At 40.0% G+C, this 14,381-nt stretch carries 15 protein-coding genes; 3 read left to right on the forward strand and 12 right to left on the reverse strand.

From position 1 onward, the window contains the following. Positions 1–4: 4 nt before the first annotated feature. The 10 genes from L2716_RS16830 to L2716_RS16875 all read right to left on the reverse strand — a co-directional run bounded on the left by L2716_RS16830 (position 5) and on the right by L2716_RS16875 (position 7,140). The gene (locus L2716_RS16830) at positions 5–232 is read right to left on the reverse strand and encodes a sulfurtransferase TusA family protein (RefSeq protein WP_236338180.1); all 228 of its coding nucleotides are present in this window, start codon (positions 230–232) and stop codon (positions 5–7) included. 23 nt (positions 233–255) lie between these two features. Beyond that, positions 256–1,389: an MBL fold metallo-hydrolase gene (locus L2716_RS16835; protein WP_236338183.1), complete on the reverse strand. Its 1,134-nt coding sequence runs from the start codon at positions 1,387–1,389 to the stop codon at positions 256–258. Positions 1,390–1,407: 18 nt separating this feature from the next. Then, the gene (locus L2716_RS16840) at positions 1,408–1,803 is read right to left on the reverse strand and encodes a DsrE/DsrF/DrsH-like family protein (protein WP_236338185.1); all 396 of its coding nucleotides are present in this window, start codon (positions 1,801–1,803) and stop codon (positions 1,408–1,410) included. A gap of 24 nt (positions 1,804–1,827) precedes the next feature. Further along, entirely contained in the window at positions 1,828–2,391 is a 564-nt protein-coding gene (locus tag L2716_RS16845; protein WP_236338186.1) for a sulfurtransferase TusA family protein, read from the reverse strand. Positions 2,392–2,414: 23 nt separating this feature from the next. Further along, the gene (locus tag L2716_RS16850; protein WP_236338334.1) at positions 2,415–2,720 is read right to left on the reverse strand and encodes a rhodanese-like domain-containing protein; all 306 of its coding nucleotides are present in this window, start codon (positions 2,718–2,720) and stop codon (positions 2,415–2,417) included. 74 nt (positions 2,721–2,794) lie between these two features. After that, on the reverse strand, positions 2,795–3,280 hold the full coding sequence (locus L2716_RS16855; protein WP_236338188.1) for a DsrE/DsrF/DrsH-like family protein: 486 nt from the start codon (positions 3,278–3,280) through the stop codon (positions 2,795–2,797). Between the two features lie 165 nt (positions 3,281–3,445). Further along, positions 3,446–3,706, reverse strand: coding sequence for a metal-sensitive transcriptional regulator (locus L2716_RS16860; RefSeq protein WP_236338197.1), 261 nt, complete (start codon positions 3,704–3,706; stop codon positions 3,446–3,448). Positions 3,707–3,898: 192 nt separating this feature from the next. Then, on the reverse strand, positions 3,899–6,052 hold the full coding sequence (locus tag L2716_RS16865; RefSeq protein WP_408005353.1) for a heavy metal translocating P-type ATPase: 2,154 nt from the start codon (positions 6,050–6,052) through the stop codon (positions 3,899–3,901). After that, the gene (locus L2716_RS16870; RefSeq protein ID WP_236338206.1) at positions 6,018–6,392 is read right to left on the reverse strand and encodes an ArsR/SmtB family transcription factor; all 375 of its coding nucleotides are present in this window, start codon (positions 6,390–6,392) and stop codon (positions 6,018–6,020) included. Before L2716_RS16870 ends, L2716_RS16865 begins: the two co-directional genes overlap by 35 nt. A 127-nt stretch (positions 6,393–6,519) precedes the next feature. After that, entirely contained in the window at positions 6,520–7,140 is a 621-nt protein-coding gene (locus L2716_RS16875) for a Type 1 glutamine amidotransferase-like domain-containing protein (protein ID WP_236338209.1), read from the reverse strand. Positions 7,141–7,256: 116 nt separating this feature from the next. Here L2716_RS16875 and L2716_RS16880 point away from each other — a divergent pair, with 116 nt between their 5' ends. Next, positions 7,257–8,813, forward strand: coding sequence for a hypothetical protein (locus tag L2716_RS16880; protein WP_236338211.1), 1,557 nt, complete (start codon positions 7,257–7,259; stop codon positions 8,811–8,813). Positions 8,814–8,878: 65 nt separating this feature from the next. Here the strand turns inward: L2716_RS16880 and argH are convergent, their stop codons facing one another. Beyond that, entirely contained in the window at positions 8,879–10,270 is a 1,392-nt protein-coding gene (argH, locus tag L2716_RS16885) for an argininosuccinate lyase (RefSeq protein WP_236338214.1), read from the reverse strand. Further along, positions 10,263–11,498 (reverse strand): argininosuccinate synthase, encoded by a 1,236-nt coding sequence (locus L2716_RS16890; protein WP_236338216.1) that lies wholly within the window; start codon positions 11,496–11,498, stop codon positions 10,263–10,265. Before L2716_RS16890 ends, argH begins: the two co-directional genes overlap by 8 nt. A gap of 347 nt (positions 11,499–11,845) precedes the next feature. On the opposite strand from L2716_RS16890, the gene L2716_RS16895 reads away from it, so the two are divergent. Both L2716_RS16895 and L2716_RS16900 read left to right on the forward strand, forming a co-directional pair. Continuing rightward, on the forward strand, positions 11,846–12,721 hold the full coding sequence (locus tag L2716_RS16895; RefSeq protein ID WP_236338226.1) for an SDR family oxidoreductase: 876 nt from the start codon (positions 11,846–11,848) through the stop codon (positions 12,719–12,721). Between the two features lie 112 nt (positions 12,722–12,833). Further along, positions 12,834–14,339 carry an HD domain-containing phosphohydrolase gene (locus tag L2716_RS16900; protein WP_236338235.1) on the forward strand — a complete coding sequence of 502 codons (1,506 nt, stop codon included), beginning with the start codon at positions 12,834–12,836 and terminating at the stop codon, positions 14,337–14,339. Positions 14,340–14,381: the final 42 nt, after the last annotated feature.

Raw genomic sequence — 14,381 nt, forward strand, 5'->3', positions numbered from 1 at the left:
CTTCTTATGCTTTCTTGATCCAGAATTTAAAGACGCCGTCTTCCTCAGCATCTTGAAGAAGTTCGTGACCACCTGATTTCACCCATGCTGTAAGGTCGCTTTTCGCACCTTTATCTGTTGCGTGAATTTCAAGCACTTGACCAGAATCGATTTCATCGATAGCTTTCTTCGTTTTGACGATTGGCATTGGACATGCAAGTCCTTTTGCGTCTAATACTTTATCTGCGTTCATATTGTAAAACCTCCTAGTATTGTTTACCCTTCAACCGCACAGCGGTTTGGTCCAATTTCCATTTCACGTTGTTCTTCTTCTTCAGGGTTGATTTTACCCATGTTCGTTTCACGAATCTCTTGATATGCATTTGGCTGAGGAGGAAGGTTCTCAGTAACCATCTTACGGAATTCACCCTCATCATCAACGTTCAACCCTGTATTTTCAGCATAGAGAGTCCCAAGTTTTGCTTTCACAGATCCGTCATTGTTCAATTCTGTCACTTTTGAGAAGTGAGCAGGAAGAACAACCAATTCATCTGATAGATCTTTATATTTACGATATAACGTATCTCTCAAGTCACCGACCCAATCTTCTGCTTTTCCTGCTAAGTCTGGACGACCGATGGATTTGACGAACAGAATATCACCTGTTAATAGATATTGATCATCAACAATAAATGACGTACTTCCAATCGTGTGTCCAGGTGAGTAGATCGGTTGGACTTGAATACTCGTGTTTCCTACAGTTAAATCATTGCCTTCTTCAAGCTGGTTATAATCGAAAGTAACTTCCGTCGCATCCTTTGGTGGAAGGTAATATTCTGCGCCGAATAATTCGGCAAGTGTACGTCCACCAGAGATGTGGTCTGCGTGCAGGTGCGTATCGGCAAGGTATTTCACCTTCAAGTCATTTTCACTAACAAACTTTTCATATGGTTCTGTCATACGGTTACTATCAATAATCATCGCTTCACCATTTGATTCCACGAGATAAGATAGGCAACCTTTTCCGATGCGAACGAATTGATAAATCGCACCGCCATCTTTCAAATCACCAATTTTGACTGGCTCAAGGTGTTCACTCCATGATTTCATTCCACCTTGGAGATATGAAACATTCTCAACACCAGCTTCAACGAGCTGTTCAGCTACGAATTTAGATGATCCTTCCTTCGCACAGACAACAAGCTTTTCTGTATCATCAGGTAATTGATCAAGAATGTCATCGACACCTTCAAGCAACTCAAAATATGGGACGTTGATCGTTTCCACTGAATCCCCTTCAATTTTCCAATCTTGATGTGCTTCTTCATTCCGAACATCTAGAATGAACAAGTTTTGTTTATTGATTACTTTTTCTGCAACTTGCTTTGCAGTCATTTCTTTCAATGCCATTCTTCATCTCTCCTTTTCTTAAAACGTTAGCGTAACGTCTGCATCCTCTGCATAATCAAGGAATGTCACAGCTCCGCCAACTTCAATTCCATCTACAAAATGTTCTTTCTCTAGACCCATGACGTCCATTGTCATTTGACAACCGATCAATCTAACATTCAATTCTTTTGCCATTTCAACGAGCTCTGGAATGGATGGTACGTTAGATTTTTCGAATCCTTCTTGATAGTGCTCTTTACCTTCTGGAATCGGTAATTGCTTGTGTCCCTCTTTATGAATCAGATTCAAACCTTCGAATGTGAAGAAGATTGCTACCTCCGAATCAGATGCTGCCGCAGCTGTTGCTACGTTCATCACCTTGTATGCGTCAAATAAGCTTCCATTACTTGCGATAATTGCTACTTTCTTTGCCATGTTAAAAAACCTCCTATTTAATGATTAGTCGTTTTCTGTTTGGCCTTTCCAGTCGGACATTCCAGGAACAACATTCCATACATTGTTGAAGCCTTTGTCCGATAATAGTTGCGATGCACGATCACTACGGTTTCCTGTTCTGCACACAACATGAATATTGTCATCTTTATTCAATTCACTATGACGCTCTTCAAGCTCACCTAAAGGAATCGATTTTGCTCCAGGAATTCTGCTGAACGCATATTCTGCTGGTTCTCTTACGTCTAATACGACGATATCATCATTTTCGAGTTTCGATTGTAACTCCTCGTTATTGATTACATGTGGATATTCTGTATCTTCTTTCGTCTCTTCAGGGCTTGCTTTTCGAAGGTAATGTTTCAGTACATCCCCTTCTTCTTTCGTTCCTAAATATTGATGTCCAGTTGACTTAGCCCACGCTTGAATATCTGCAGTGGAGCCTTTGTCAGTAGCTTGCACTTCAAGTACTTGCCCTGGTTCCACTTCTCCTAGCGCTTTTTTCGTTTTTACGATTGGCATAGGACAAGCAAGTCCTTTTGCATCTAATAATTTGTCTGTTTTAATCATTTCTGATTTCCTCCTTAAAGTGATTACTTCTTAGGTTCAGTTTGACCGTTCCATTTCAACATGCCGCCATCCATGTTCAGTACTGAGAAACCTTTCTCTTGTAAGAACTGAGCGGCTTTTCCACTACGATTACCTGAACGACAAACCATTACATGCTCTTCACCTTTTGGTATTTCGTTATAACGTTCTGGTAGTTCATCAAGAGGAATATGAGTCGCTTCAGGAATCATTCCGTTCGCAACTTCCTCGTTTTGACGAACATCGATAATACTAATCTTTTCATTGTTTGTTAATTGTTCTTCTACTTGTTTTGGTTGAATTGTTTTCACCATTTGGAAATTCCTCCTCATATGGGATGACATTTGTACAATAGCCCTCAGGGTATTTTTTTTAAACGTAAAAATTAAATAAATAGGTTCACTTTACCTTCGTTTGCTTCTCCAAGGTAAGCAGCAACGCCGGCATAATCGATATCATCAAGGAGTTCTTCTTTTTGCAATCCTAGAAGATCCATTGTCATCGTACAAGCGACAAGATTAACGCCTTGTTCTTGAGCCATTTCGACTAGATCAGGAAGTGATTGGACGTTGTGCTTTTTCATGACTTTTTTGATCATTTTTGGACCCATTCCAGCCATGTGCATTTTTGAAAGTCCTAGCTTATTTGTTCCACGAGGCATCATTTTGCCAAACATTTTCTCAAGCATTCCTTTTTTCACAGGTACTTGCTCATCTTTACGAAGTGTATTTAATCCCCAGAATGTGTGGAAAATTGTCACCTCATGGTCGTAAGCTGCAGCACCGTTAGCAATGATATATGCTGCGATCGCTTTGTCTAAATCTCCACTAAACAGTACAATCGTTGTCTTATCTTTCTTTACTTCAGTCATAATATTCCCTCCAATAATTTGTATACTCATACCCCTATAGGTATTAATTTATTTAAAAATAAAAAGGTGTTTTTTTGATACCCCTAAGGGTATATTATTACACATCAGCCAATGTGTCAACACCTTTGTTTTATATTTAATAGTGATGCCTTTGCAAAGTCGCCTTTAGCGGCTCTTTACAAGTAAGTTCACGGCTTCTTGAATCATTTCATCCGTGCTTTCGCCTTTAGACATTTGCTCGCGTACACATTGTTCAAGGTTGCTTCCGACGACTAAACCAATTGTACGATCCAACGCGCTGCGTACAGCAGACATTTGCGTCACAAGATCTTTACAATCCTTCTCTTCTTCCATCATCTTTAAAAGCCCTCGAACTTGTCCTTCAATTCTTTTGACGCGGTTCTTCATTTGATCTGTATATTCCATGAGGGAACGCCCTCCTTTATGTTTTCTTTAATACCCCTATAGGTATAATACAACAGTTATTAAATATATGCAAATTCACTTTGTATCTTGATTCGAGTTTAAGGGTTATGGAACGTTTAATCAACTGTTCTGTTTATACCCCCTTGCGTATAAAATAAGAGTTGGCTCCTAGGTGAGAAGCCAACTCCGTTCTTATTTTTCTTTTAACCGCAACAGTCTTAGACTGTTTAAGGTGACGATCAAGGTAGCACCCATATCGGCAAAGATTGCAATCCATAATGTCAGCCAACCAGGCACAACGAGTAGAAGTGCAAGTACCTTTATTCCGATTGAAAAGCTTATGTTCTGTTTAATGATGTTCAATGTTTTACGGCTAAGCCTGATTGCATAAGGAAGCTTGCGTAGATCATCGCCCATTAATGCGATATCAGCTGTTTCAATCGCAGTATCTGTTCCTGCTCCTCCCATTGCGAATCCAACAGTAGATGCAGCTAAGGCAGGTGCATCATTCACTCCATCTCCGATCATCGCTACTTTTCCATACTTTTGCTCATATTGTTTAATGTATTCAAGCTTTTCTTCTGGAAGCAATTCTGCTTTTACAGTTGTGAGGTTCATTTGTTTGGCGATACTTTGTGCCGTACGTTCATGATCCCCAGTAAGCATAATCGTATTTTGAATACCTAATTGGTGTAGTGATTTTATAACGTCAGCACTTTCTTTACGAATTGTATCCGCTACAGCTATCATCGCAAGCAGTTCCTTATCTGAACCAACGGCAAGAACAGTCTTCCCTTCTTCACGTAATCGATCGATTGTTTCAACCGTTGTTGAAGGTACATCCAACTTTAAGTCATCCGTAAATAAGGATAGGCTTCCTGCATAATAAACGACATCTCCCATCGTCCCTTTAATACCCTTACCGGTAATCGATTGAAAGTCATCGAGATCGTTTGAATGAAAGCTGATGTTCTCACTATCCGCTTTCTTTATGATTGCTGATGCCAGTGGATGCTGCGATCTACTTTCAAGAAGGGCCGTAATTCGTAGAACATGGTCATCTTCTTGGTCTGAAAGGTTGATGATGTCCGTTACTTCAGGAACACCTTTCGTTAAAGTCCCTGTTTTATCAAAAGCAATAGACTTTAATTTACCTGCTTCTTCTAGATATACGCCGCCTTTTACTAAAATTCCGTTTCGTGCGGCATTACCAACTGCCGTCACGATTGATACAGGTGTAGAAATGACGAGTGCACACGGACAACCGACGACAAGTACGGCTAATCCTTGATATACCCATTCACTCCAGCTTGCACCGAATAATGGTGGAATAGTCGCAACACCAATGGCTACTAAAATAATTGCAGGTGTGTAATACTTGGCGAATTTATCTACGAAAGATTGTGAAGGCGCACGCTCTTCTTGCGCTTCTTCTACAAGATGTATGATTTTCGCCAACGTCGTATCTTCAACCCTTTTCGTCACTCTAACCTCTAAATATCCTTCTTCATTTAAGGTGCCAGCAAACACTTCATCATCTGTTGTCATCGTTACAGGTACAGATTCACCTGTGATCGCTGATTGATTAATGGAAGAGGTACCGTTTGTGACAACTCCGTCCATCGCCAGTTTCTGACCAGGTTTGACGATCATCGTATCACCAATTTGGACGTCATCAACGGGTATTGTCAATTCCTCATTGTTTCGACGAATGGTCGCTTCTTTCGGCGCAATCTCCATTAAGCCTTTGATCGATTGACGCGCTTTATCCATGGAATAAGCTTCGAGAATTTCACTGATCGCAAACAGAATTACGACCATCGCGCCTTCTCCCCACTCGCCTATAATTGCAGCACCTATAATCGCGATCGTCATTAATGTTCTCATATCAAAATCAAATCGCACTAAGTTCTTTAAACCGGTCTGGAATAAACGATACCCACCGACGAGAATCGAACCAGCATAAAGTCCGTTTGAGAGTATAGAACTTTCACCACTTGTTAGACTTACTGTCCACCCAAGTACGAGTAAGATTGCAGAAATAATGACATTTAGATGTTGTTTCCAAAAAGGTTCTTTCGTTTCTTCTTCTTGTTCATGTTCCGGGCGTACTTTCAAATTCTCAAACGCCCCGGCTTTTTCAATATCCTTGATTTCAGCACTTCCTGTTATAGTTAGCTTGGAGGCTGTGAAGTTTACTTTTGCATCATAAACACCATCCAGGTGCTTAACGTTCGTTTCGAACTTTTTCGCACAGTTCGCTCAGGTAAATCCTGAAATTCGAAATACATGTTGGGGTTGATTCATATGTTCAGCTTGTGCCAAGATGTTTCCCCTCCTCTGCATGAGAGAATGCCATTTGAATGATTTTCCGAACATGATCATCATCCAATGAATAATAAACGAGCTTTCCCTCTTTTCTATATTTCGCTAGCCCCATATTTCGTAGTAATCGTAAATGATGGGAAGCAGTTGCAACCGTACACTCTACAATATTTGAGACGTCACAAACACATAGCTCCTCTTCAATCGATAAAGCATATGCAATCTTAATCCGTGTATCTTCAGATAACGCTTTGAAGATTTTGGCGGCAGTCATCGTATCCCGTTCTTTTATATCTGTTGAAATGCGTTCGACTTTATCTTCATGAACACACGTCACTTTGCACACATCTTCTTTTGCCAATATATTCACCTCTCACTTATACATTCAAACGTTCATTTGAATATTAGTATATTAGTGGTCCAGTCTAAATGTCAAGACGTTTGGCACGAACGATATTAGGCAGTGGTACCATATATCTTTGTTACGATTACCATTTTTCAATCTCCCCATAGGTTGTGAGTTTGGTGTCATGGCTTAGGATGATACCTGCACCGTCTTTGCACGTATAAACAGGAGCACCAAGCTCTGATACAATTTTTCGTATATCGTGTTTCTCCTCATCATAATGGGGCAGAAAATGAAACGGAATGAAGTTCAATGCATCCAAATCTTTTAACGCTATGTCGTTAGGATCAAGATTCGCTGCGATCTCAATCGTATGGGACATCATCATTGCTCCTGCACTTACTCCAATCAGTAATCCTCCATTCTGTACAAACCTTTGTAAGACCGAAATCAGTCCTCGATTCTTGAGATTATTTAAAAAGTAATATGTATTGCCACCAGAGAGAAAAATGGCGTCACATGTTTCTAGCGATTTTACGTATTTTTGTTCAAACGCTTGATCAATATCTACATATATAAACTCCTCAAACCCTAAGCGTTCTAAATGAGGTCTCATTTTATTAAAGTAATATTTCGTTTCATCATATTGGGATGGCACATAACCTAGTTTGGTACCTTTCTTGGAAATCATTCGTTTCATATGATCTGCTAAATGTTGATCAATTGACGCATCTAAACTGCTTAGCATGATGAGTTGGCTCATCTGTATCAGCTCCCCCTTCTTTTTTAAAATAATGAAACCTTATTTGCTTGTGTTCGTATGGTACTATAACTATAGAATACATTATTTGGAATGTTTGATTAAATGGGGGTTTTAAAATGGTTCGTCACATTAAGCGAAAGAGGTCACTCTATTTACCTGTATTGTTGCTTGTAATTATGGTTGGCTTACTTACGTTTCACCACGCTTCAAAGGAAAAGAACTTAACACCTGAAGGATTAAGTAGAAATACTGAAGTCGTTAATGACGCAAAAGGAAAGGTACTGTCAGTCAGTAAGCTCGATTCAGGATATGATGTCCATTATAATGAAGACGATCAACTGACTAATGTACATGTTAATGAAACATTGGAAGTTACACATAAAGAAACACTTCCAGTCGAATTAGATCTAACCGCTACATACTGGGCAAAACAAAATCAAGCCATCTACTTAAATGAAGAAAAACTCATTTATTACGATGGTAAGAAAAATCAAACACTCGACACGAACATAAATGGATTAACTGTAGGGTTGGATACTGTTTACTATTGGAAAGACAATCAAATCTTTTCTATGAATCCAAGTACCCAAAAATCTACTCTCGTTGCTAAAACTGAACAAGCTGTTATGAAACTGTTTACGAGCGAGGATACAAAAGGGCTTTTCATCGCAACTGTAAAAAAACAAGATCTCTCAAGCGATGTTTATGTTTATCAACAAAGCGACCAAGACAGCCAACTGTTGCAAAAGTTTAATATACCGTCATTAAGTGGAGAACGAATCCATACGGTTGATGCTTCACAAACCCAACAAGGCACGCACTTGATTTATACGACAAAACAAACCCACGCTGGAACAGTTACGGTTCGAGGTTATTACAATTTATTTGAAAGCCCAAAAGAGGAACCTAAATTCCAAAAAATTAAAATATATGATAGCTTCACGAACGATCAAATGCGCGTCATCGATAACCTTGACCTCGTATTAACAGAGGATGGTCCCGAAATCATTCTTTCCGCTAGGGGGATGATTACAGCCAAGGTTAGAAGCTGGAACATATACAGGGCAAAGCAACAGCAGAGCGAGAAGTGGATTGCCAATCATATTAGTACATCGACTTCGATATCAAGAAATCACGTATACGTATCCGAGCATGAGTTGTTTTGGTTGGATTCAAGAGGGAAAAAAGCAAAGATTATGGCTGTATCCAATCACCCTGAACTTCTTCAAAAGGCAGAATCATTCCAAACAGCTGACTTTGTCAATGGATTCTATACTGGTATTTCCTCACTACCCTACGGATTCATCATGTTAATGGTTGCGATGATGTGGGTAGCACCAAGTGCAATTTTCTTGTTCTGCGTTTCATTTTGGAATGAGGATGCAATGGTTCAAAAGCGGAGCTGGGTACGCTATAGTACCATTGGTTTGTTCGCAATTTGCCAATATTATCTGATGCAACAATTCTTTACGCCAATGTTTGAAGCTTTTTCACCAGATTACTTGTCGTTTCAATGGCACTCTATCATCTTGCCATTAGGGATTATTTTAATGAGTCTATTGTTTACACAGTTTACTAGACAAAAGCAGTGGAGCATTTATCAAGAGTTCGGTATCTTTACATTGTTCAATACCCTTTTCATCGTATTCCTTATTTCACCTTATGTGGTGTAGGAGAACATCAAAAAACGGACGATATGAATGAAGAAAGGAGCCTCCATCAGCGGAAGCTCCTTTTTTCAAACCGTTTCTTTCTTTTTCAAAATTTTTGTTTCTGCTAGTTCAATTTGTTTTCTTACTTGCTTTTGAGCGGTGCCGCCAGTACTATCTCTCGCAGCGACGACATTTTCAGGTTTTAACACATCGTAGAGATCTTCTTCAAACAAGTCACTATATCCACGGTATACTGCATATTCAATATCTAACAAATACTTCTTCTCTTGTATCGCCTGTAATACGATTTGACCGATTACTGCGTGTGCTTCTCTAAACGGCATGCCTTTCGTTACGAGATAGTCAGCTAAATCCGTTGCATTCGAATAATCCTCTGTTACCGCTTTTTTCATCGAGTTATGATTCACTGTCATTGAATCAATCATTGGTGCGAGAAGCTTCAATGTTCCTTCAACCGTTTTTACCGTATCAAACATGCCTTCCTTATCCTCTTGCATATCCTTGTTATACGCTAACGGCAGTCCTTTAAGAACAGTCAGAAGACCGATTAAGTTTCCATACGTTCGACCCGTCTTAGCACGAAGTAACTCCGGTACATCCGGGTTCTTTTTCTGTGGCATGATGCTCGAGCCAGTGCAAAATGAATCATCAAGCTCGATAAAGTTGAATTCCTCGCTCGACCAAATCACCATCTCTTCTGATAGACGAGAAATATGCGTCATCATTATAGATGAGATTGAAAGGAATTCCAAAATGAAATCCCTGTCACTAACGGCATCAATACTGTTTGGATAAATCGAATCAAATCCTAGTAATTCTGCAACGCGCTCTCGATTAATTGAAAATGTCGTTCCTGCTAATGCTCCCGCACCGAGCGGTAGGACATCAATTCGTTTCATGCTATCAATGAGACGCTCTTTATCGCGTTCGAGCATCCAGAAATACGCCATTAAATGATGGCCAAATGAGATCGGTTGCGCCCTTTGTAAATGTGTATAGCCTGGAAGAATCGTTTCTACATTCGCTTTAGCTTGGTTCAAGATCGCTTGTTGAACATCGTCAACAAGACTAATCAGTTCAACTGTCTTTCTTTTTAGAAACAAGTGCATATCTGTTGCAACCTGGTCATTCCGACTACGACCTGTGTGGAGCTTTCCCCCTATAGGACCAATTTCATCTATAAGGTGCTTTTCAATATTCATATGGATGTCTTCATTTGCGACCGAATACTCGATTCCACCGAGCTCAATTTTGTTTTTGAGTTTGTATAAACCGCGCTGAATCACATCTGCATCCTCACTAGAAATGATGTTGCATTCACCGAGCATTTGCACATGAGCTAAACTACCTTCAATATCTTCAATCGCAAGCTGCTGGTCAAACTCTATTGATGCAGTAAATTCTTCAACAAGTTCATTCGTATCTTTAGTAAATCGACCACCCCATAGCTTAGACATGTGCTTTCCCTTCTTTAACATCATTCTTCGCCTTTTTCTGCGCGACTTCGGCATTCACTTTTGTCGAAAGTCCCCATAGTTTAATAAAACCGACCGCCGCATGATGATCAAATAAGTCACCTTTTGAGTAGGTTGCGAGCTCTTCATTATATAAACTATTGTTCGATTTTCGCCCAACTACTGTAGCGTTACCTTTATGCAGCTTTACTCGTAATGTGCCTGTCACTGCTTTCTGTGATTCATTGATGAAGGCTTCCAGTGCATTTCGTAACGGAGAATACCATAATCCTTCATAAATAAGCTTCGTTAATTGCTGCTCAACTTGTTGTTTAAATTGACTCGTTTCCCGTGGGAGCGTTAGGAATTCCAGCTCCTTATGCGCATGGATAAGCAAAAGCGCGCCTGGATTTTCATACACTTCACGAGATTTAATCCCTACAAGTCGATTTTCTATATGATCAATACGGCCGTATCCGTGCTTTCCACCTAATTCATTAAGAGATTCTATTAATTCAACGATCGGCAATTCTACTCCATTAATCGACACGGGCTCGCCTTCAACAAACCCTATCTCAATATATTCTGCCTCATCAGGCGTTAAATGGATTGGATTCGTCCAATCAAATGCATTTTCAGGTGCTTCTTGCCAAGGGTCTTCTAATACGCCCGCCTCACAAGCTCGCCCCCAAATATTTGCATCAATTGAAAATGGGTTATCAAGATTTACCGGAATCGGAATGCCTTTTTCTTCAGCATAAGCAATTTCCTCGTCTCGTGTCATTCCCCATTCTCGAACAGGCGCAATCACCTGCAAGTCAGGGTTCAGTGCTTGTATAGAAACCTCAAAACGAACTTGGTCATTACCTTTTCCTGTGCAGCCATGTGCAACAGCGACCGCTCCTTCTTGCTCTGCAACTTCCACTAACAATTTGGAGATAAGTGGGCGTGAAAGAGCAGAAGATAAAGGATATTTACCTTCATAAAGACAGTTTGCTTTCAAGGCTGTCATTAAGTATTCCTTTGCCAAAAGTTCCTTCGCATCAATCGCAATCGATTTAATCGCACCTACATCCAAAGCCTTCTGTTTGATTGTTTCAAGATCTTTACCTTCTCCTACATCAAGACCTAAGGCAATCACATCATATCCGTATTTTTCTTGTATCCATTTAATTGAAACAGAAGTGTCTAAACCTCCTGAATATGCTAAGACTACTTTATCTTTGCTCATTTGCTCCACTCCTCCAATGTTGTATTTTTATTTACTTCTCTGTATGTTTATTCATACAAGTTAAGGGATAATGAGTGGATTGTCAATACATTTTCGTGAAAGTTATAATAAAATAGGACTGTTTACATATACATTGTTGCTCTTGTAGGAGATTGTTGAAAAACACTTCGCTTTCCACGGGCGTCCATCAAGCCTCCTCGAGATCGCTTCACTCTCTCTGTGGGGTCTCGATTTGGCCGCTGTTCCCGTAGGAGTCTCGTGTTTTTCAACAGCTCATTACATGCTATAATCACCTAAAAGCAACAATCATTTAGACATGATATGAGCAAGAAAAGAGGGGTGTCGTTTTGAAACCATTGGAAAATCAAATTGCCGTTGTGACAGGTGCAACGCGTGGTGCAGGCAGGGGTATTGCTATGATGCTTGGTGAAGCAGGCGCTACTGTTTATGTAACGGGAAGAAGTACGAGAACAAACACCTCTGAAATGGGACGTTCTGAAACGATTGAAGAGACTGCAGAACTCGTCAACGCACAAGGTGGAATCGGTATTCCAGTGCGCGTTGATCATACAATAGAATCTGATGTGAAAGACTTATTTCAACAAATTGAACAAGAACAAAATGGAAAACTAGATATACTTGTAAACGATGTTTGGGGCGGTGACCCGCTCACGGATTGGACATCCCCATTTTGGGAACACAGCCTCGAAAACGGAATGAAGATTCAACGCCAAGCTGTACATTCTCATATGATTACGAGCTATTATGCTGCACCGCTCATGGTCCGAAACAAGAAAGGTATCATCATAGAAGTAACGGACGGAGTCGACTACTCATATAGAGGGAATTTATATTATAGCCTTGCAAAAATTTCTGCAATACACCTAGCTGAAGCCATGGCAAAAGACCTCGATGACCACAATGTGACATGCGTTGCCATTAGCCCTGGTTTTCTACGCTCAGAAGCAATGTTAGACCACTTCGGAGTGACGGAAGAAAATTGGCAAGCTGCTGCTGAACAAGATCCGCATTTCATTGCCTCAGAAACACCTTTTTATATTGGTCGTGCGATTGCTTCACTCGCTAGCGATCCAAATGCACATGTCAAAACAGGAAAAGCATTGAGTTCTTGGGAGCTCTCGAGAGAATATCCGTTTAATGATATCGATGGACGGAGACCTGATTGGGGTAAATATTTCGAAGAGAATGTGAATCTTGATTAATTCAACGAGCAACTTGGTATTTTAGAGACTTATTACTCAGCGCTTTTTTCCTGACAAAATATCTTTCCATTATGATATATTGAACTTAGGATTCAGGAAAGAAGTGGAATGAATGGCAACTTATGATATGTTTCTTAAACAATTAGTAAAAAATTATTTAATCGGTTCATTCGTGGCGGTTGGTGGCATCGGAAGTATGTTTATCTTTCGAACATTGACGTTATCCGTTGAAGAAAGCATATATATGTTGATTATTATCCTCATTTCACTGCTCATTATGATTAGCTGTGAATTTATATCGCTTAGAAAGCATTTAGAACCGATTAAATCCATCTTACATAACAACATTGAATCTACAGAACAAATTAAGAAAAGCTACCTACATACACAACGTTTTCCTATCTTAGCATTTAAACGAACAATTGGACCCCACCTACTCGGTTTATCGATTCCTGCAACTACCTTGTCCTACCTATTTATACAAATCGGATGGTTGAACATTCCTATCATTTATATTGGTTATGCGTTTATCGGCGCAATTCTCGTTGCAAGTGTCCACGGAATGATAGAATACTATCTCACTTCCAAAAGCATTCTACCTGTTTTAGAGAAGATAAGAACGTTATCACTTCAACATTTTCATTTCGATCCGTCCGCTCAACCAGTCATTCAACTTACACTCAGAAAGAAATTTCTATTTGCGACAATATTCATCAGTGTTTTTCCGCTTCTATTATTCAGCCTCGCCTCTCAAGTACGATTAGGAGAATTAGAATCCATTCAGCTATTTGAATATTGGAGCTGGGCCATTTTGATCATTGGTATCTCGATTGGATTTTCACTAATTGGCTCATATTTATTTTACAAGGATGTCGGTAACCCGATTGATCAGTTGACCGATTCCATGAAACAAATTGAACATGGAACGTTACAACAGACGTCCAATACATATACAGATGAGTTCTCAAGTCTCGTAAATGGATTTAACCAAATGGTAGAAGGTCTTGAAAAGCGCGATCAAATGAATATGCAATTAATAGAAAGCTTCTACTCTGTCTTATCGGCGACACTTGATGCACGTGACCCTTATACAGCCGGCCATTCTAAACGAGTGTCCGAGTATTCTGTCCAAATTGGTAAGCTTGCTGGGTTACCTGATGAAGAGCTTTCGAATCTGAAAAATTCAGCCCTCCTTCACGATATCGGTAAAATTGGCGTCCCGGACCAAGTGTTGTTGAAGGACGGTAAATTGACAGATGAAGAATTTGAATGGATTAAGAAACATCCTAGACTTGGTGCAACCATTTTACAGCAAATCCAGCCTTATAGTGCAATGGAACCGATGATCCCAGGCGTTTGCTATCACCATGAACGATTTGATGGAAAAGGCTATCCAGATGGATTGAAAGGATATAAGATCCCTAAATTTGGTCGCATTATTGCAGTAGCTGATGCGTTTGATGCAATGACGTCCGACAGACCCTATCGAAAAGGAATGCCATCGGAAAAGGCGTTACAAATCCTCAAGAATGGTGCCGGGACGCAGTGGGACCCTGAGTACGCTTCACTATTTGTATCTTATATGGGAGACTATCACCAAGATCAATTATCGGTTTAACAGCGTTCCGTATGGGCGCTGTTTTTTTATGATGAAGGGTTA

This window comes from Pseudalkalibacillus berkeleyi (genome assembly GCF_021608225.1).
GTDB classification, from domain to species: Bacteria; Bacillota; Bacilli; order Bacillales; family Fictibacillaceae; genus Pseudalkalibacillus; species Pseudalkalibacillus berkeleyi.